We start from the raw sequence: 18,098 nt of genomic DNA, 5'->3' as shown, positions 1-18,098 counted from the left end.
GCGAAACCGCGTTTCACGATGCGGTATTGGCGTCCCGCTTTCTCAGCTCGTCGCGGATTTCGAGCAGGACCTGGAGTTCGCTCGGGCCGGGCGGCGGGTCGGCCACGGCGGCCTGCTCCTCGGCGGCCTTCCTGTGGGCCTCGGCGGCCGCGCGCATGCGGTTGATCGCCTTGACCAGCATGAACACGACGAAGGCGATGATCATGAAGTTGATGACCGCGGTGATGAAGGCGCCATAGGCGAAGATCGCAGCTCCTTCCTCGCGCGCGGCCGCAAGGCTCGCGCCGTCCGGCACGCTGCCGCTCAGAACCACATACATGTCCGAGAAATCGATGCCGCCGATAATCAGGCCGATGACCGGGTCGATCAGGTCGGAGACTACCGAACGGACGATCGCGGTAAAGGCGGCCCCCACGATAATGCCGACCGCCATATCGACGACATTGCCTCTTGCGATGAAATCACGGAACTCTTTCAGCATGCGTTCTGACCCCTGTTCGGCGATGCGCTGGCGCATCGCATTGATAATCGTCAGGGAATTTAGCGCAGGGACGCGCCGGCTTCTACATGGGGCGGGCGAAAAATACGGAACGGCGTGACGGGCTAGGCTTCGAAATCGCCCGGGTCGGCGCGTTCCCAGCCTTGGCCGGTCAGATGTTCCTGCGGCTGGAAGCGTTTCTTGTAGTCCATCTTCCGGGAACCCTTCACCCAATAGCCGAGATAGACGTAAGGCAGACCCATCGTCTGGGCGCGTTCCACATGGTCGACGATCATGTAGCTGCCGAGCGAGCGTTTCACATAGGCCGGGTTGAAGAAGGAATAGACCATGGACAGCCCGTCGACCATGAAATCGGAAAGCGCGACGGCCACCAGCTCGCCTTCCTCCTCCAGCAGGCCGGTCGCCACGCGATACTCGATAAGGCGGGTCTCCACATGGGTTTCCTCGACCATCACCTTGTAATCATCGAGGCTCATGTCGGCCATGCCGCCGCGCTGGTGGCGGCTGTCGAGATAGGTGCGAAACAGGTCGAACTGCTCGGCGGTGGCAAAGGCAGGCCGCTCGGTGCCGACGAGATCGGCGTTTCTGGCCTGGGTCTTGCGCAGCGAGCGGCCGGGGACGAATTCACCGGCGACGATGCGCACGGAAACGCAGGCGCGACAGTGTTCGCAGGCCGGGCGATAGGCGATGTTCTGCGAGCGGCGGAACCCGCCCTGGGTCAGAAGGTCGTTCATCTCGCCGGCGCGCGGGCCGACGAGATGGGTGAACACCTTGCGCTCGCGCTCCGCCTCGAGATAGGGGCATTGCGCCGGCGCGGTCAGATAGAACTGTGGCGACTGAGTGGTTTGCGTATTCATGCCCGGCGCACCATGCAACGAAACTTAATCACAGGATGGCGCAATTCGCGGGAACGTCAACCTTTCTGATTTGCGGGATGAGCGTTTCCCGCAGTTCAATAGCGCGCTTCCTCGCGCACCACGACGGCGCCGATCAGGAAATCATGCAGCAGACGCTTGCGGTCGGTGAAGAGACCGACCAGCAGGATCAGCGGCGTCAGCAGCGAGTTGAACAGCCAGAACAGCGCCAGATGCACCAGCGCGGTCAGGAAATCGATCTTCAGCCCATCAGTGCGCAGCATCCTGAGGCCCATCGCCCGCATGCCGGGCGAAGCCTGGGCCGAGCCGCCGAGGCTGAAGCCGAAATAAAGCCCTGCCACGATGAAATAGAGCACCGGATAGAGAAAGAAGGCGAGGCCGAGTGTCGCGATGCCGACGAAGAACAACACCACCGCAGCCGGCACCCAGAGGATGGCAATGATGATGTAGTCGCAGATGAACGCCAGAACGCGCCGCGACAGCACGCCGGAATAGGCGTCGCTGGCCGGCGGGGCCGAATAGGTCATGTCGCGTTCGAGGCTCATCGATGTCTCCGTTGTCAATCGTGGTTCCAGACCCGATGTGGGGATTGGCCGGGGGAATGCAATAATTCAGCCCCTCGAGACTATGATTTCGCCAGCTTTTCCGCGACCTCGATCGCGAAATAGGTCAAAATTCCGTCGCAGCCGGCGCGCTTGAACGACAGCAGCGTTTCCATCATCACCCGGTCGCCGTCGATCGCACCGCGCTCGGCGGCCATCTTGATCATCGCGTATTCGCCGGAGACCTGATAGGCGAATACCGGCAGGCCGAAGGCCTCCTTGATGCGCCAGCAGATGTCGAGATAGGGCAGGCCTGGCTTCACCATCAGCATGTCCGCGCCTTCCTCGACGTCGAGCGCTGCATCGCGCAGCGCCTCTGTGCCGTTGGCGGTGTCGATGTAATAGCTCGCCTTGTCGCCCTTCAACAGTCCCTTGGTCGAGATTGCCTCGCGGTAGGGGCCGTAGAAGCCGGAGGAGAATTTCGTCGCATAGGACATGATTCCTACGTTCTGAAATCCCGCCATGTCGAGGCGCTCGCGGATCGCGCCGATGCGGCCGTCCATCATTTCCGAAGGCGCGATGATATCGGCGCCGGCCTCGGCCTGGGCGACGGCTGCCTCGCAGATATGGTCGACGGTCGCGTCGTTGACGATCTCGTCGCCGGTGAGGATGCCGTCATGGCCGTGGCTGGTGAACGGGTCGAGCGCGACGTCGGTGATCACGCCGAGAGAAGGAGCGGCCTTCTTCAGCGCCCGCGTGGCGCGGTTGATCAGATTGTCGGGGTTGAGGATTTCCGACCCCGACATGTCGCGCTTTTCAAGCTCGATATTGGGGAAGGTGGCGATTGCCGGAATACCGAGACCCTCGGCCCTCTTCGCCGCCTCCGCCAGCCGGTCGACGCTCATGCGGGAAACCCCCGGCATGGCCGGGATCGGTTCCTCGATATTGTCGCCCGGAATGACGAAGACCGGCCAGATCAGATCATCCACCGTGAGCCTGTTTTCGCGCACCAGCCGGCGGGTCCAGTCGGCCTTGCGGATGCGGCGCATGCGGCGGTGACCGGTGATCCTGTCCACGAGATGGGTCTTGTCGTTCGGCTCGCTCATTGTCTTCTCCGGCGCTTTCCTGTTCAGGTCCGGCTTGTAGCATGTCGCACCGCCCGGACAAACACGCCATTTTGTCGCTTCACGGTGCTACGTCAGGGTTTGTAACTTCGATTTTTGAAGCGTATAAGGCGGCGATGAATTCCGAGCAGAACCGTCCGCCACAACCCAGTTTTTCGCAGATGGCCTTCATGGTCTTCAAGCGCTGCGTGGCCGCGTTCTTGATGGCGATCGCGCTTTACAACTGGGCGGAGCTGATCGGCCTTGCCGGCACGGGCCGGTTCGATCTCGTCAGTTCCAACGAGCGCATCGTCGAGGTCGTGCTCGCGGTCGCCTATCCCGCCGCCGCGGCTGGGCTCTGGTTCGGCGTCGGTTGGGGGCTGGTGCTCTGGGCCATCGGAGCGGCCGTCGAAATGTTCCTGGTCGGGACCGCCGCCGCGCTCATCGGCATTCACGTTTTGTTGTTTGGCCTCTACGCCGCTTTCTGGATTTACCTTGCCTTCATTCGTCGGCGCTAGAATCTGCCGAAAATGCCGTCGGGATCGATTTGAAACCCGACAACAATTGGCCATATTGATGTGCAAGGCACATCCATAGAGGCGTCCTCGACGCCCGCGGGACAGAAGAGAACTGGATTCTATGACAAAAGACCTGAACAAGACCGTCAGGACCGTGTCGCGACGCGGTTTCATCGCCGCCGCTGCGGGCGCTGTGGCGCTGCCGAAGCTTGCCGCCGCGCAATCGGCCGTCGACGCTTTGATCAACACGCCCGGTCGCGGCAAATGGGACGAGCAGTTTGACGCCGTCACCTCGCGCGCGCAGGCCGCCGTCAGCTCCAACCAGCCGATCCTCAGCCCCAACGCGCCGATGAACATCATGCAGGCGATGGCGGAATATCAGCGGATCAACGCCAATGGCGGCTGGCCGGAAGTGCATCCCAATGTGCCGCTTCAGTTCGGCGTCTATGATCCGTCGGTGCGCCAGTTGCGCCAGCGCCTGATCGTCTCCGGCGACCTGCCGCAGGAAGCGGGCATTTCCGATTCCTACGATTCCTATGTGCAGGGCGCGGTGAAGCGGTTCCAGGCCCGTCACGGCCTCGCCGAAACCGGCTATATCGACGAGTACACGCTGAAGGCGCTCAACGTCAGCGCCGCCGTGCGTCTCGCCCAGCTTGAAACCAATCTGGCGCGCGTCGAGGATCTCGGTTCCGATCTCGGCCAGCGCTACGTTCTGGTCAATATTCCGGCAGCCTATTGCGAAGCGGTGGAAAACAATGTCGTGGCGCTGCGCAATGTCGCCATTGTCGGACGTCCGTCGCGACCGACGCCGCTTCTGAATTCGAAGATCTTCGAAATCATCTTCAACCCGCCCTGGACCGTGCCGCGCTCGATCATCCAGAAGGATATCATGCCGCTGATGCGCGAGGACCCGAACTATCTGGTCGACAACAAGATCCGGCTCTATGACAACAAGGGCCAGGAAGTCGATCCGCTGACGGTGGACTGGAATGCCGAAAAGGCGCCCAACCTGACCTTCCGTCAGGATCCGGGTCCCAACAGCGCCATGGCCTCGACCAAGATCAACTTCCACAACAAGCATGCCGTCTACATGCATGATACGCCGAGCCAGTCGCTGTTCAACGACATACTGCGCTTCGAATCATCGGGCTGCGTCCGCATCGAGAACGTTCGCGACCTCGACGTCTGGCTGTTGAAGAACACGCCCGGCTGGAACCGCCAGAAGATCGAGGAAACGATCCATGCCGGCATTTCCACGCCGGTGAACCTTGCCGATCCGGTGCCGAACCATTTCGTCTACATCACCGCATGGTCGACCAAGGACGGGATCGTGCAGTTCCGCGACGATATCTACAATCTCGACGGCGCGCCGGAACTGGCGCTGCAGACCACGACCGGCATCGAATAAACCGTTCCGGCCTATCCGACGTATTCGGTTACGAAAATGCCGCCGCTGAGCGATGCTTGGCGGCGGCATTCGTCTATTGCACGTTTTGAAGGCCGGCGTTAGAACGCAAGCGCCTTTACGGAATGCTTCCGCGATAAACCCTGAGGAGCCCGCGATGACCAGTCAGACCGCGTTTACCGAGAACTTCTTCAACCGTTCGCTTGCCGACACCGATCCCGATATCTTTGATGCGATCGGCAAGGAACTCGGTCGTCAGCGTCACGAGATCGAGCTGATCGCGTCGGAAAACATCGTTTCGCGCGCCGTGCTCGAGGCTCAGGGCTCGATCATGACCAACAAATATGCCGAGGGCTATCCGGGCAAGCGCTATTACGGCGGCTGCCAGTTCGTCGATATCGCCGAGGAACTGGCGATCGAGCGCGCCAAGAAGCTGTTCGGCGTCGAATATGTCAACGTCCAGCCGAATTCCGGCTCGCAGATGAACCAGGCCGTGTTCCTGGCGCTGTTGCAGCCGGGTGACACCTTCATGGGTCTCGACCTCAATTCGGGCGGGCACCTGACCCATGGTTCGCCGGTCAACATGTCGGGCAAATGGTTCAACGTGGTCTCCTACGGCGTTTCCAGGGAAGACAACCGCATCGATATGGATGAGGTCGCTGCCAAGGCGGAAGAGCATCGTCCGAAGCTGATCATAGCAGGCGGCACGGCCTATTCGCGTATCTGGGACTGGAAGCGTTTCCGCGAGATCGCCGATTCGATCGGCGCCTATTTGATGGTCGACATGGCCCATATCGCTGGTCTGGTCGCAGGCGGCGTGCATCCGTCTCCGTGTCCGCATGCCCATGTGGTTACCACCACAACCCACAAATCGCTGCGCGGCCCCCGCGGCGGCGTTGTGCTGACCAATGACGCCGATATCGCCAAGAAGGTCAATTCGGCCGTGTTCCCCGGCCTGCAGGGCGGCCCGCTGATGCACATCATCGCCGCGAAGGCCGTTGCCTTCGGCGAGGCGCTGCAGCCGGAATTCAAGCAGTATGCCGAGCAGGTGGTGAAGAACGCCCGGGCGCTCGCCGCCTCGCTGATGGAAGGCGGGCTTGATGTCGTCTCCGGCGGCACCGACAACCATTCCATGCTTGTCGACCTGCGCAAGAAGAACGCTACCGGCAAGCGCGCCGAGGCCGCCCTTGGCCGCGCCTACATCACCTGCAACAAGAATGGCATTCCCTTTGACCCGGAAAAGCCGTTCGTGACCTCCGGCGTCCGTCTCGGCACCCCGGCCGGCACCACGCGCGGCTTCACCGAGAAGGAATTCGCCGAGATCGGTTCGCTGATCGTCGAGGTGCTCGACGGTCTGAAGCAGGTCAACTCCGACGAGGGCAATGCCGCCGTCGAGGCTGCGGTGCGCGACAAGGTGGTGAACCTCACCGCGCGCTTCCCGATGTATGGCTATATGGGCTGATGCGCTGCCCGTTCTGCAATTCGCCTGATACCCAGGTCAAGGATTCGCGCCCGGCGGAGGACAACACGTCCATCCGCCGCAGGCGCGTCTGTCCGGATTGCGGCGGGCGCTTCACCACGTTCGAGCGCGTGCAGTTGCGCGAGCTCGTCGTGGTCAAGAAGAATGGCCGCAAGGTGCCGTTTGACCGCGACAAGCTGGTGCGCTCCTTCGAGATCGCGCTGCGCAAGCGCCCGGTCGAGCGCGAACGCATCGAGCGGGCCGTCTCCGGCATCGTCCGGCGTCTGGAAAGCTCGGGCGAGCCGGAGGTGCAGTCGGAGGAAATCGGTCTTCTGGTGCTGGAAGCGCTGAAGAACCTCGACGATGTCGCCTTCGTCCGCTTCGCCTCGGTCTACCGCGATTTCTCCACCACGGAGGATTTCGAGGAGATCATTACCGAGTTTTCGGCGAAGATCGCCCGCGAAACTGGCGTCCAGCACGACTGAAATTTGCCAAAACACTTGCAAGCCGCTTGCGCCCATGGTTTAGCGGCACAACGAGCGCTGTCGCGCGAAAATACTGACCGCATCCTGACAGGATTGCGAGGAGCATCATGACCACGGAAAAGACCGCCAATCAGCGGGGCGCAGCACGCCTCGCCGCCGTTCAGGCCCTCTATCAGATGGATATCGGCGGAACCGCGCTTGCCGATGTGCTGGCCGAGTATGAGGTCTACCGTCTCGGCAAGGAAGTCGACGGCGATACCTATCTGAAGGCCGACCCGGCCTGGTTCCGTTCGATCGTCACCGGCGTCGTGAAGGACCAGAAGAAGCTCGACCCGATGATCGCCGGCGCGATCTCGGAAGGCTGGACCCTGTCGCGCCTCGATTCGACGCTGCGCGCCATCCTGCGGGCCGGCGTGTTCGAGATCGTTTCCAAGCCCGACGTCCCGACCGCCGTCATCGTCACCGAATATGTCGAGATCGCCACCGCCTTTTTCGAGGGCGAGGAGGGCAAGCTTGTTCACGCCGTGCTGGACCGCATAGCCCGCCGCGAACGCGGCCAGCCCAACGCCAACTGATCCTGACAGACTGCGTATCATCTCCGCAAGCGGCGCCGCAAAGCCCCCCAATCTTCTCGCCCCGGAGGGGAGAGATGTCGCGAAAGCGACAGTGAGGGGGGAGACTATCTCCTCGAACGCCCTCACGGCTTGAAATGCCGCGCCACCCTCACTGCCCCTGTCGGGGCATCTCTCCCGCCAGCGGGAGAGAGTATTGGGAGCAAGGTTCGGGGGCACGTATTCAATCGTCGACGCCGGCTGGCAGGGCGTCGCTGTTACTCCCCGAGCGCGATGCCCTCGCGTCGTGGGTCGGCGCCGCCGTAAAGCATGCCGTTCTCGATCGCAATCGCCTGCAGGCCGGACGTCTGCGGCCCGATCTTCACCTCATATCCCATCGCCTCTAGCGGCCCTGCCATCGCCTCCGCATCGGTTCCGGCCTCGATGTCGTAAGTTCCGAAGCGGTTGAGGAGGTGCGGCATGGCGGTGGCTTCCTGCACGTTCATGTCCCAGTCGAGATAGGCGATGACGGCCTGGGCCACATAGCCGATGATCGAGCTGCCGCCCGGCGAGCCGATCACCAGCGCCGGCTTGCCGTCCTTCATCACGATGGTCGGCGCCATCGACGAGCGCGGCCGCTTGCCGGGTTCGACGCGGTTGGCGATCGGGTAGCCGGCATCGTCGTGTGTGGCGAAGGAGAAATCGGTAAGCTCGTTGTTGAGAAGAAAGCCCGACTTGGTCATCAGCCGGCTGCCGAAGCCGTTTTCGATGGTGGAAGTCATCGAAAGCGCGTTGCCATCGGCATCGACAATCACGATCTGGGTGGTGGAGGGGAGTTCGATGGCGGTGCCATCGCCATAGCGGATCATGGCATGGTCCCAGGCGGGCAGGCCGGGCTCGACCGTCTCCAGCGCGCGGTCGCTGTCGAGTAGTTTGGAACGCATCCTCAGATAATCCGGCGCGACCAGGCCCTTCAACGGCATCGGCACGAAATCGGTGTCGGCCATGTAGCGACCGCGATCGGCGAAGGCGAGGCGCGAGGCATCGCCGATCAGCCGCCAGCTTTCCGGGTTGTCAGGCCCCAGCGATGCGAGGTCCTTGTCGGCGGTGAGGCCGAGGATCTGGCCGACGGTGAGCGCGCCGGAGGAGGGCGGACCCATGCCGCAGACGTCATAGTCGTGATAGGCCACGCACACCGGGTCGCGTTCGATCACCCGATAGGCGGCAAGATCCTCCAGCGCGAGAAGCCCCGGATTGCCTTCGGCCCCTTGCACGCTCTCGACGATATCTTCGGCGATCGAACCGGAATAGAAGGCCTCGGCGCCATTTGCCGCGAGCGCCGTCAGCGTCTCGGCATAGGCCGGGTTCTGGAGTTGATCGCCGGCGGCAAGCGGCTCTCCGCCCGGCAGGAAATAATCGGCGGTGGTGGTGAAGCGGCCGAGGCGTTCGCTGTCATCGGCGATTTGGCCGGCAAGGCGGGGCGAAACGGCGAAGCCGTCTTCGGCAAGCGCGATCGCATCATCGAACAGGCCCTGCCATTCGAGTTTGCCCCAGCGCTCATGCGCCGCTTCCATCAGCATCGGGGTGCCGGGCGTGCCGACCGAGAGACCGCCGACCACGGCATCATAGAACTGAAGCGGTTCGCCATTGTCGTCGAGAAACAGTTTCGGCGTTGCCGCGCGCGGCGCGGTCTCGCGGCCGTCCAGCGTCGTCAGCCGGTCGGTTGCGGCGTCGTACCAGACCAGAAACGCGCCCCCGCCCATGCCGGAGGATTGCGGCTCGACAAGGCCGAGAACCGCCTGCACGGCTACCATCGCATCGGCGGCGCTGCCGCCCTCGGCAAGCACGCGCGCGCCGGCTTCCACGGCCAGCGGATTGGCGGCGGCGACCATCCATTTCTCGGCCTCGACGGGCCTGCCCTCAGCCTTGGCGGCAAGGGCCGCTTCGACCTCGGGCGAGACGGCGGAAAAGCCGGCCTCCGTCGTGCCGATTTCCGGGGCAACCGAGTCGGCGGCCTGCTGGGCCGCGACCGGAACAGTCAACAGCGCCACCAAAGCGCTGCCCGCGATCAATCTCACCATTCCCCTGTCTCCTCTTTTGCCCCGCTAGCGCGCGAGCTTGAGCAGAGTGCGCCAGAAATACTCGGCCGCGTCAAGGAAAGGCAGTGGCATTGTGACAAAACTGATGGGCGGCTCCGCGGCGACAAGATCGACTTACTGTCCCTAGACAGCCCGCTTTACCGCCGCATCGATAAGCTCGATCCCGCGCGGGATATCGGACGAATCGATCGAGCCGTAGCCGAGCCGGAACAGCGGGCAGGGCTCGGGCGGGTTTTCGAAGAACACCGCGCCGGGTTCGATCAGCACGCCGTCCGCTTTCAGCTCCTCGGCGAGCCTTGCGCTGTCGAGCCCGTCCGGGCCTCTCAGCCACACGCTCGCCCCGCCGGCCACCGCAGCGCTTTCAAGCGTCAGGCAGCTTTTTGCAAGCGCCTGGTCCAGCACCGCGCGCCGCTTCACCATCGCGCCACGCAGCCGCACGATGTGGGCGTCATAATGTCCGAGTGCGAGGAAATAGGCGGTGATGCGCTGCAGGTGGCCGGGCGGATGGCGCAGCAGCATGGTTCTCAGCGCCCGCGCCTTGGCGATCAGCGGGGCGGGCGCCACCAGATAGCCGATCCTGAGGCCGGGAAACAGCGACTTCGAGAAACTGCCGATATAGAGAACGCGGCCCTCGGTATCGAGCGATTTCAGCGCCGGGGCGGAGGGGCCGAGATAGGACATCTCGAAATCGTAGTCATCCTCGACGATCACGAAATCCTGGGCGGCCGCGCGGTTGAGCAGATCCTGGCGGCGGCCGAGCGGCATGGTCGAGCCGGTCGGAATGTGGTGGCTGGGCGTGATCATCACCAACCGCGTATCCTCCGGCAGCGTTTCCGGGTTCAGGCCGAGCCCGTCGACCGGCAGAAAGGTGACCGGGCTTTGCGAGCGGCGCAGCGTTTCGGCGATATCGGGATAACCCGGCTCCTCGGTGACGGCCGGCCGATCGGGCCGGCACAGGAGTTCGACCACGATATAGAGCGCGTTCTGCGCGCCGAGCGTGACCAGAACCTCGTCCGGCCGGGCATGAATGCCGCGCCGCGGCAGGGTGTTGGAGCAGATATAGTCGATCAGCAGGGGGTCGTCGTTGCCGTAGCGATCGGTGGAAAGATCGCCGAAATCGCGGCTGCCAAGCGCGCGGCGGGCGCAATCGCGCCAGGCGTAGTGATCGAAGAGCCGCGGATCGGGCTGGCCGTAGATGAAGGGGTAGCGATAGCTGCGCCAATCCGCCGGCTTGCGGATCACCCGCCGTGGCGGCGGATGGTCGGCAAGCCATTGCGACCAGTCGAGCGAAGTGTCGCCCGCCGTCGCGCCGGCGACCTTCAATCCGCGATGGGGCGCGGTGGCGGCGACCGCGACGCCCGAGCGCGGCAGGGTTTCGAGATAACCCTGGCCGACCAGCTCCTGATAGACCAGCGTTACCGTCATGCGCGACAGGCCAAGCGCTTCGGCAAGTTTGCGGCTCGACGGCAGGCGGGTGCCGGGCCGCGCGCCGCCTTCCAGGATCGCGCGCACAAGGGCGGCCGCGAGCCGCCCCTGCAGGGTCGAGGCGTCGGCGGCGCGCAGGAATATGCTCTCGGCTGCGATCGTGTTTTTCATCTGGACCTAACGAAGCTGCAAACTGGACATATCGCGGAACCGCGCTTGCTGCAATCTTGACGGCCGTCAAGCGACCGCGATCTCAATCAAGCGGCGTACCAATCCAAAAGTAGGGGACTACACATGACCATTCTCACCCGTTTTGTGACCGGCGCCGTGGCCGCGCTCGCGCTGAGCCTGCCGGCTGCCGCCACCGAATACCGCATTGCCGTGGGCGACGGCGCGGGCGGCACCCAGGAAGCGCTCGGCAAGGCCTTCATCGCGGCGCTGGAGCAGGAGTCCGGCGGCGAAATGACCGGCAAACTGTTCCTCAACGGCCAGCTCGGCGACGAGCAGGACACCGTGACGGCCGCCGCCACCGGCACGCTCGATTTCTCGATCCTGGCGATCAACAACATCACCCCGTTCTCGCCATCGGTCGGCACGCTGACGCTGCCTTATGTGATCCTCAGCCAGGAAGATGCCGAACAGCTTACCCAGGGCGAGATCGGCCAGCAGATGATCGAGCAGACCATCGAGGATGCCGGCGTGCGGATCATCGGCTGGGCCTATTCCGGCTTCCGCGTGCTGACCAACTCCAAGCGGCCGGTCTCCACCGTGGAGGACCTGCAGGGCCTGGTGATCCGCGTTCCCAAGAACGAGATCATGATCGAGACCTACAAGAGCTGGGGCGTGAACCCGACCCCGATGGCCTGGGGCGAAACCTTCGCGGCCCTTCAGCAGAAGGTCGTCGACGGCCAGGACAATCCCTACATGACCGTCTATGCTATGAAGTTCGACGAGGTGCAGAAATATATCACCAACCTGCACTACATCTTCTCGATCGAGCCGCTGATCATCTCCGAGGCGCTGTTTGAAAGCCTGTCGGAGGAAGAGCAGAAGCAGGTGCTGGCAGCGGGCGAAGCCGCGACCAAGGCCTCGTCGGAATTCCTGAGGGCCGAAGAGTCCAAGATCAAGGAAGAACTCGTCAGCCGCGGCATGGAGATCACCGATCCGGCCAATGACGAGCAGGAATTCATCGACCTCGCCACCACCGCGGTCTGGCCGAAATTCTACGACCAGATCGGCGGCAAAGAAGTGCTCGACAACGTGCTGACCTCGCTCGGCCGCGAACCGGCGAAGTAATGGGTGAGGGGCGCCGGGCGCTGTCCGTCGCCTCCAAGGCTCGCCTTCCTCTCCGCGTCATGCTCGGGCTTGACCCGAGCATCCAGGCCACTCGGAAAGCATTGCCTGGACCCTCGGGTCAAGCCCGAGGGTGACCCGAGGAGGGGGATGCGCCTGAGCAACTGCCGCTGTCATGCCTCGCGCCCCTCCCGCCATCGCCGTCCACGCCAATCCTCCCGAGGTTGCCATGTCCGCATTCTGGTCATTTGTCGACAAGTTCGAAAGCCATGTGTGCCGTGTGCTGCTGGCCGTGTTCGTGACGCTTCTGTTCGTCCAGATCGTCGCCCGCCAGTTGTTCGGTTTCTCGATCACCTGGATCGAGGAACTGTCGGTCATCCTGTTCGTCTGGTTCGCCTATTTCGGCGCGTCCTATGCGGCGCGGATCGCCGCGCATAACCGTGTCACCTTCCAGTTGAACGCGATGTCGCGCAAGAAGGCCCGCATTGTCGAGGCGATCGGCGATGCGTTCTGGATCGCCTTCAACATTGTTTTCATCATCGAATCGATCGATTTCATTGGCCGTCTGAAGCCGTTCGTGAAGGCCCAGACGCTGGGCTGGGAGATGCGCTACATCTATTTGGCGCTGCCGATCGCCTTCACGCTGATGACGATCCGCATCCTGCAGGTCAACTACATGAAACTGGTCATGGGCATCGACCCGGCCGATCCGGACAAGGCGAGCGTCGAGGCCACGATGGAATTCGCCGCCGACGAGCAGCGCGCCTATGCGCGGAGGCACCCCTGATGGACGGCCTGCTGATTGAAATACTGTTCGGTTCGTTCTTCGGACTTCTGATCCTCGGTGCGCCGATCACCGTGGCGCTTGGCGTTGCCTCGCTCGCCGCCATGCTCTATCTCGGCGATAACCCGATCAAGATGGTGCAGATGGCGTGGTCGTCGGTGGGCTCCTTCCCGCTGATGGCGCTGCCCGCCTTCATTCTGGCCGGTGCGCTGATGGAGGCGGCGGGTCTTTCGCGCAGGCTGATCGCCTTTGCCGAAAGCCTTGCCGGTCCGTTTACCGGCGGGCTGGGGGCTGCGACCATCATGGCCTGCCTGTTCTTCGGCGCGATCTCGGGCTCCGGCCCCGCAACCACGGCCGCCGTCGGCATGCTGATGATCCCGGCGATGGCGCGCCAGGGCTACGGCCCGGGCTATGCGGCCTCCGTCACGGCGGCGGCGGGCGGCCTCGGCATCATCATTCCGCCCTCGATCCCGATGGTGATCTTCGGCATTTCGGCAATGGGCATGCAGCCGCCGCCGGAAGCGATCGAGGCGCATGGCGTGTTCCAATCCGTGTCGATCTCGAAGCTGTTCATCGCCGGCGTTCTGCCCGGCGTGGTGATGGCGGGCGGTCTTTTGACCATGAACTATATCCGCTGCCGGATCCGCGGTTTCCACGGTTCCGACGAGCCGTTCTCGCTGCGCCGCGTCTTGAGCGCCGGCTATCACGGCTTCTGGGCGCTGCTTGCGCCGGTGGTGATCCTCGGCGGCATCTATTCGGGCTATTTCACGCCGACCGAGGCGGCAATCGTGGCGATCTTCTACACGCTGTTCGTGGGCGCGGTGATCTATCGCGAACTCGATGTCCGTCAGGTGATCAAGGCGCTCGACACCACGACCTGGCTTGCCGGTCGCGTGTTGCTGGTGCTGTTCGCGGCCACGATCTTCGGCCGGATTCTGGTCGAAAACGACGTGCCGGGCGTGATTGCCGGCGGTATCCTGTCGCTGACCGACAATCTTTATGTGATCTGGGCCATGGTCATCGGCCTGCTGCTGATCATCGGCATGTTCATGGAAACGCTGGCGGCGATCATGATCCTGGTGCCGGTCATGCTGCCGGTCGCCTACATGATGGGCATCGACCCGGTCCATTTCGGCATCGTGATGATTTGCACGCTGTCGGTCGGCTTCCAGACCCCGCCGCTTGGCGAGAACCTGTTCATCGCATCCGGCATTTCCGGGATCTCGATCGAGCGGATCAGCCTGCGCGCAATACCGTTCGCGATCGCCTCGGTCATCGCAATCTTCATCATCGCAAGCTTCCCGGCAATCTCTCTCTGGCTGCCGAGGATGATGGGCTACTAGGGCAAGGAAAACTCCCATGACTGCAAATAACAAGAAACTGTCCGCCGACGATCTGAAGGCCACGTTCGACGCCTTCAACCGCCACGACATCGACGGCGTGATGACCCATTTCGCCGATGACTGCGTGTTCTTCACCGTCGCCGGCGATCATGAATACGGCAACCGGATCGAGGGCAAGGAGGCGATCGCCAAGGCCTTTGTCGGCGTCTGGACCGCGATGCCGGATGTCCAGTGGGCCGATCACAGCCATTTCCTGTCGGAGGACGGCACCCGCGGCGTCAGCCAGTGGACCTTCCGCGCCACCAATCCCGACGGCACCCGGACCGAGGTTCAGGGCGTCGACCTGTTCCGGATCAGGGACGGCCAGATTGTCGAAAAGCAGGCGATCCGCAAACAGCGCCCTGCCATACCCGCCAAGTGATGTGAGACGATCATGCAGGTCAATGCAAAACGCCTGGGATCGAAGCCCTTCGATCCGCATTATGATCCCCTGACCGACCGCACGCTCGGCCCGGGCAGCGATTACGCGCCGACCTACTGGATCGGCACGGCCGGTGATTTGCCCGAGGACGACGGACCCGTGACCTCCGACATGGATGTCGACGCGGTGGTGATCGGCTCCGGCTATACCGGGCTTTCGACCGCGATCCACCTTGCCAAGATGCACGGCATCAAGGCGACCGTGCTGGAGGCCAACGGCGTGGCCTATGGCTGCTCCACCCGTAATGGCGGGCAGGCGCAGATCAGCGCCGGTCGGCTGAAGCGCAGCCAGTGGATCGAGCGCTGGGACCTTCCGACCGCACGCGCGCTGCATGACGAGATGGTCGAGGCCTTCGACCTGTTTCGCGGGCTGGTGCGCGACCACGCAATCGCCTGCGAGCCGCAGGATGGCGGTCATTACTATATCGCCCACAAGGCATCCGCCATGCCGTCGCTGGAGGCCGAGACGCGGCTTTTGAACGACAAGTTCGGCTATGGCGCGCGGATGCTCTCCCGCGAGGAACTGCATGAGATGGTCGCCCGTGACATGGAGGCCCATGGCGCGATGTGGGAGCCGGATGGCACCGGCATCCATGCCGCCAGGCTCGCCTTCGGCTATCTGCGGGTTGCCCGCGAACTGGGCGCCAAGGTGCATACCGACAGCCCGGTTCAGGTGTGGGAGTACAAGGATGGTGTCCACCATCTGAAGACCCCGCGCGGCACGGTGCGCACGAAGCGCGTGGCGGTCGCCACCGCCGCCTATGCACCGCGCGGCTTGCATCCACGGGTCAAGGACCGGCTGCTGCCGATCATGTCCAACAGCGTCGTCACGCGGGTTCTGTCCGAGGACGAGTTGCAGTCCGTGGGCATCAAGAAGCTTTCGCCGCTGACCGACACCCGCACGCTGCGCAACTATTACCGCCTGCTGCCGGACAACCGGCTGCAGATCGGTTCGCGCGCCGCGATCACCGGGCGCGATGCCTCCAACCCGGCGCATCTCAAGGGGCTCTGCGACGCTATTGCGCGCAAGTTCCCGGCGCTGGCCGATGTCGAGCTCGACTATAGCTGGTGGGGCTGGGTCGATGTCTCCCACGACATGATGCCGCGCATCACCGGCATGCCGGACCTGCCGGGTGCCTATTATTCGCTCGGCTATGGCGGCAACGGGGTGATGTATTCAGCCATGGCCGGCCGTCGCATGGCGCAGCTTGTCGCCGGCGAGCCGATCCCCGATCTGCCGATCTACGGCAACGAACTGAAACACGAGGGCTGGAAGACGCCCTTCCGCCGGCTCGGACAATGGGGCCTCTATCAACTCTATCATTACCGTGACGAGCGGAAATAAGGAAGAATACCGATGAAAATGACGACCGAGGAAGCCTTCGTAAAAGTTCTGCAGATGCATGGCATCGAGCATGCCTTCGGCATTATCGGCTCTGCCATGATGCCTGTCAGCGACCTGTTTCCGAAAGCCGGCATCACCTTCTGGGACTGCGCCCACGAGACCAATGCCGGCCTCATGGCCGACGGCTTCACCCGCTCCACCGGCAAGATGTCGATGGCGATCGCCCAGAACGGCCCCGGCGTCACCGGTTTCGTGACCCCGGTCAAGACCGCCTACTGGAACCACACCCCGCTGCTGCTGGTGACCCCGCAGGCTGCCAACAAGACCATCGGGCAGGGCGGTTTCCAGGAAATGGAGCAGATGCGGCTGTTCGCCGATTGCGTCAGCTATCAGGAAGAGGTCCGCGACCCCTCGCGCATTCCCGAAGTGCTGAACCGGGTGATCATGGAAGCCTGGCGCAATTCCGCGCCCGCGCAGATGAATATTCCGCGCGACATGTGGACCCAGGTGATCGATGTCGATCTGCCGCAGGTTGTCGCCTTCGAACGACCGGCGGGCGGCGAACAGGCGGTTGCCGAGGCTGCGAAACTGCTTTCGGAAGCGAAGTTCCCGGTGATCCTGTCGGGCGCTGGCGTCGTGCTTTCCGGCGCGATCCCGGATCTGATCCAGCTTGCCGAGCGGCTCGATGCGCCGGTCTGCAGCAATTACCAGCACAATGACAGCTTCCCCGGCTCGCACCCGCTGGCCATGGGCCCGCTCGGCTATAACGGCTCCAAGGCCGGCATGGAGATCATCGCCAAGGCCGATGTGGTGCTGGCGCTCGGCACCCGCCTCAACCCGTTCTCGACCCTGCCGGGTTACGGCATCGATTACTGGCCGAAGGATGCGAAGATCATCCAGGTCGACATCAATGCCTCGCGCATCGGGCTCACCAAGAAGGTGACCGTCGGCATTCAGGGCGATGCCGGCAAGGTGGCGCGCGGCATTCTGGCCGGACTTTCCGCCAATGCCGGAGATGCCGGGCGTGAGGACCGCAAGCATCTCGTGTCCCAGACCAAGTCGCGCTGGGCGCAGGAACTGACGAGCCTCGATCATGAAGACGACGATCCGGGCACGGAATGGAACGCGGGCGCGCGCGAACGCGATCACGATCTGATGTCGCCGCGTCAGGCCTGGCGCGCGATCATGCAGGCGGTGCCGAAAGAGGCAATCGTTTCCTCTGACATCGGCAACAACTGCGCGATCGGCAATGCCTATCCGACCTTCGAGAAGGGCCGGAAATATCTCGCACCCGGCCTGTTCGGCCCCTGCGGCTACGGTTTCCCCGCGATCCTCGGCGCCAAGATCGGCAATCCGGATACGCCGGTGATCGGCTTTGCGGGTGACGGCGCGTTCGGGATTTCCATGAACGAGATGACCGCCTGCGGGCGCGAGCACTGGCCGGCGATCACCATGGTGATCTTCCGCAACTATCAGTGGGGCGCGGAAAAGCGCAACACGACGCTGTGGTACGACAACAACTTCGTCGGCACCGAGCTCGACCGCGACACCTCCTATGCCGCAATCGCAAAGGCCTGCGGCGCGCACGGCGTCCAGGTCCGCAGCCAGCAGGAGCTCACCGAGGCGCTTGCAGCAGCCGTGGAGCGCCAGCTTGCCAACAAGGAAACCACCTTCATCGAGGTGCTCCTCAACCAGGAACTCGGCGAACCCTTCCGCCGCGACGCGATGAAAAAGCCCGTCGTCGTCGCCGGCATTGACGCCAGCGACATGCGCCCGCAGAAAGGCGCTGCGTAAGCGGCAGGCTGAGGCCAAGCAGAAAACAATCTCTCCCCTCAAGGGGCAGGGGAATCGCGTATGGCTTTTAAGCTATTGAATATTTGACGCAAATCGAT

17 protein-coding genes are annotated in these 18,098 nt (G+C 63.3%); 11 read left to right on the top strand and 6 right to left on the bottom strand.

Annotated features, from left to right (window positions below; translation table 11 throughout):
* Positions 1–13: 13 nt before the first annotated feature.
* The 4 genes from mscL to hemB form a co-directional block, all read right to left on the bottom strand.
* Positions 14–481 (bottom strand): large conductance mechanosensitive channel protein MscL, encoded by a 468-nt coding sequence (mscL, locus tag V6766_RS23140; protein WP_448470627.1) that lies wholly within the window; start codon positions 479–481, stop codon positions 14–16.
* Between the two features lie 122 nt (positions 482–603).
* Positions 604–1,356: an arginyltransferase gene (locus tag V6766_RS23135; RefSeq protein ID WP_448470625.1), complete on the bottom strand. Its 753-nt coding sequence runs from the start codon at positions 1,354–1,356 to the stop codon at positions 604–606.
* A gap of 95 nt (positions 1,357–1,451) precedes the next feature.
* Positions 1,452–1,919, bottom strand: a complete 468-nt coding sequence (locus tag V6766_RS23130; protein WP_448470623.1) for an RDD family protein — start codon at positions 1,917–1,919, stop codon at positions 1,452–1,454.
* Positions 1,920–1,999: 80 nt separating this feature from the next.
* Positions 2,000–3,022, bottom strand: coding sequence for a porphobilinogen synthase (gene hemB / locus V6766_RS23125; protein ID WP_448470621.1), 1,023 nt, complete (start codon positions 3,020–3,022; stop codon positions 2,000–2,002).
* 134 nt (positions 3,023–3,156) lie between these two features.
* Between hemB and V6766_RS23120 the strand changes: the two genes are divergently transcribed.
* The 5 genes from V6766_RS23120 to nusB all read left to right on the top strand — a co-directional run bounded on the left by V6766_RS23120 (position 3,157) and on the right by nusB (position 7,461).
* Entirely contained in the window at positions 3,157–3,537 is a 381-nt protein-coding gene (locus tag V6766_RS23120) for a DUF6163 family protein (protein WP_448430966.1), read from the top strand.
* A gap of 121 nt (positions 3,538–3,658) precedes the next feature.
* Positions 3,659–4,945, top strand: coding sequence for a L,D-transpeptidase family protein (locus tag V6766_RS23115; protein ID WP_448430964.1), 1,287 nt, complete (start codon positions 3,659–3,661; stop codon positions 4,943–4,945).
* A gap of 154 nt (positions 4,946–5,099) precedes the next feature.
* Positions 5,100–6,404, top strand: a complete 1,305-nt coding sequence (glyA, locus tag V6766_RS23110) for a serine hydroxymethyltransferase (protein ID WP_448470619.1) — start codon at positions 5,100–5,102, stop codon at positions 6,402–6,404.
* A complete protein-coding gene (gene nrdR / locus V6766_RS23105) occupies positions 6,404–6,886 on the top strand; it encodes a transcriptional regulator NrdR (RefSeq protein ID WP_018067664.1) in 483 nt (160 codons plus the stop codon). Before glyA ends, nrdR begins: the two co-directional genes overlap by 1 nt.
* Before the next feature lie 107 nt (positions 6,887–6,993).
* Complete coding sequence (nusB, locus tag V6766_RS23100) at positions 6,994–7,461, top strand: transcription antitermination factor NusB (protein WP_448470617.1); 468 nt, start codon at positions 6,994–6,996, stop codon at positions 7,459–7,461.
* Positions 7,462–7,715: 254 nt separating this feature from the next.
* Here nusB and ggt read toward each other — a convergent pair whose 3' ends face one another.
* Together ggt and pdxR are read right to left on the bottom strand one after the other, a co-directional pair.
* A complete protein-coding gene (ggt, locus tag V6766_RS23095) occupies positions 7,716–9,518 on the bottom strand; it encodes a gamma-glutamyltransferase (RefSeq protein ID WP_448470615.1) in 1,803 nt (600 codons plus the stop codon).
* 141 nt (positions 9,519–9,659) lie between these two features.
* Positions 9,660–11,132 (bottom strand): MocR-like pyridoxine biosynthesis transcription factor PdxR, encoded by a 1,473-nt coding sequence (gene pdxR, locus V6766_RS23090; protein WP_448470613.1) that lies wholly within the window; start codon positions 11,130–11,132, stop codon positions 9,660–9,662.
* Positions 11,133–11,255: 123 nt separating this feature from the next.
* Here pdxR and V6766_RS23085 point away from each other — a divergent pair, with 123 nt between their 5' ends.
* The 6 genes from V6766_RS23085 (at position 11,256) to xsc (ending at position 18,000) form a co-directional block, all read left to right on the top strand.
* A complete protein-coding gene (locus tag V6766_RS23085) occupies positions 11,256–12,257 on the top strand; it encodes a TRAP transporter substrate-binding protein (RefSeq protein WP_448470611.1) in 1,002 nt (333 codons plus the stop codon).
* 226 nt (positions 12,258–12,483) lie between these two features.
* Complete coding sequence (locus tag V6766_RS23080; protein ID WP_448470609.1) at positions 12,484–13,041, top strand: TRAP transporter small permease; 558 nt, start codon at positions 12,484–12,486, stop codon at positions 13,039–13,041.
* The gene (locus V6766_RS23075) at positions 13,041–14,381 is read left to right on the top strand and encodes a TRAP transporter large permease (RefSeq protein WP_448470607.1); all 1,341 of its coding nucleotides are present in this window, start codon (positions 13,041–13,043) and stop codon (positions 14,379–14,381) included. Before V6766_RS23080 ends, V6766_RS23075 begins: the two co-directional genes overlap by 1 nt.
* A 37-nt stretch (positions 14,382–14,418) precedes the next feature.
* The gene (locus V6766_RS23070; RefSeq protein ID WP_448431503.1) at positions 14,419–14,802 is read left to right on the top strand and encodes a nuclear transport factor 2 family protein; all 384 of its coding nucleotides are present in this window, start codon (positions 14,419–14,421) and stop codon (positions 14,800–14,802) included.
* A 12-nt stretch (positions 14,803–14,814) separates the two neighbouring features.
* On the top strand, positions 14,815–16,206 hold the full coding sequence (locus V6766_RS23065) for an NAD(P)/FAD-dependent oxidoreductase (protein ID WP_448470605.1): 1,392 nt from the start codon (positions 14,815–14,817) through the stop codon (positions 16,204–16,206).
* 12 nt (positions 16,207–16,218) lie between these two features.
* Complete coding sequence (xsc, locus tag V6766_RS23060) at positions 16,219–18,000, top strand: sulfoacetaldehyde acetyltransferase (protein ID WP_448470603.1); 1,782 nt, start codon at positions 16,219–16,221, stop codon at positions 17,998–18,000.
* Positions 18,001–18,098: the final 98 nt, after the last annotated feature.

It is taken from the genome of Martelella sp. AMO21009 (assembly GCF_053484295.1).
The sequence above is the reverse complement of the archived record's forward strand: the minus strand, read 5'-3'. Positions and strand labels throughout refer to the sequence as shown.

Coding starts and splice junctions, on each gene's coding strand:
- mscL (WP_448470627.1), bottom strand. CDS start 481: ATGCTGAAAGAGTTCCGTGATTTCATCGCAAGAGGCAATGTCGTCGAT.
- V6766_RS23135 (WP_448470625.1), bottom strand. CDS start 1,356: ATGAATACGCAAACCACTCAGTCGCCACAGTTCTATCTGACCGCGCCG.
- V6766_RS23130 (WP_448470623.1), bottom strand. CDS start 1,919: ATGAGCCTCGAACGCGACATGACCTATTCGGCCCCGCCGGCCAGCGAC.
- hemB (WP_448470621.1), bottom strand. CDS start 3,022: ATGAGCGAGCCGAACGACAAGACCCATCTCGTGGACAGGATCACCGGT.
- V6766_RS23120 (WP_448430966.1), top strand. CDS start 3,157: ATGAATTCCGAGCAGAACCGTCCGCCACAACCCAGTTTTTCGCAGATG.
- V6766_RS23115 (WP_448430964.1), top strand. CDS start 3,659: ATGACAAAAGACCTGAACAAGACCGTCAGGACCGTGTCGCGACGCGGT.
- glyA (WP_448470619.1), top strand. CDS start 5,100: ATGACCAGTCAGACCGCGTTTACCGAGAACTTCTTCAACCGTTCGCTT.
- nrdR (WP_018067664.1), top strand. CDS start 6,404: ATGCGCTGCCCGTTCTGCAATTCGCCTGATACCCAGGTCAAGGATTCG.
- nusB (WP_448470617.1), top strand. CDS start 6,994: ATGACCACGGAAAAGACCGCCAATCAGCGGGGCGCAGCACGCCTCGCC.
- ggt (WP_448470615.1), bottom strand. CDS start 9,518: ATGGTGAGATTGATCGCGGGCAGCGCTTTGGTGGCGCTGTTGACTGTT.
- pdxR (WP_448470613.1), bottom strand. CDS start 11,132: ATGAAAAACACGATCGCAGCCGAGAGCATATTCCTGCGCGCCGCCGAC.
- V6766_RS23085 (WP_448470611.1), top strand. CDS start 11,256: ATGACCATTCTCACCCGTTTTGTGACCGGCGCCGTGGCCGCGCTCGCG.
- V6766_RS23080 (WP_448470609.1), top strand. CDS start 12,484: ATGTCCGCATTCTGGTCATTTGTCGACAAGTTCGAAAGCCATGTGTGC.
- V6766_RS23075 (WP_448470607.1), top strand. CDS start 13,041: ATGGACGGCCTGCTGATTGAAATACTGTTCGGTTCGTTCTTCGGACTT.
- V6766_RS23065 (WP_448470605.1), top strand. CDS start 14,815: ATGCAGGTCAATGCAAAACGCCTGGGATCGAAGCCCTTCGATCCGCAT.
- xsc (WP_448470603.1), top strand. CDS start 16,219: ATGAAAATGACGACCGAGGAAGCCTTCGTAAAAGTTCTGCAGATGCAT.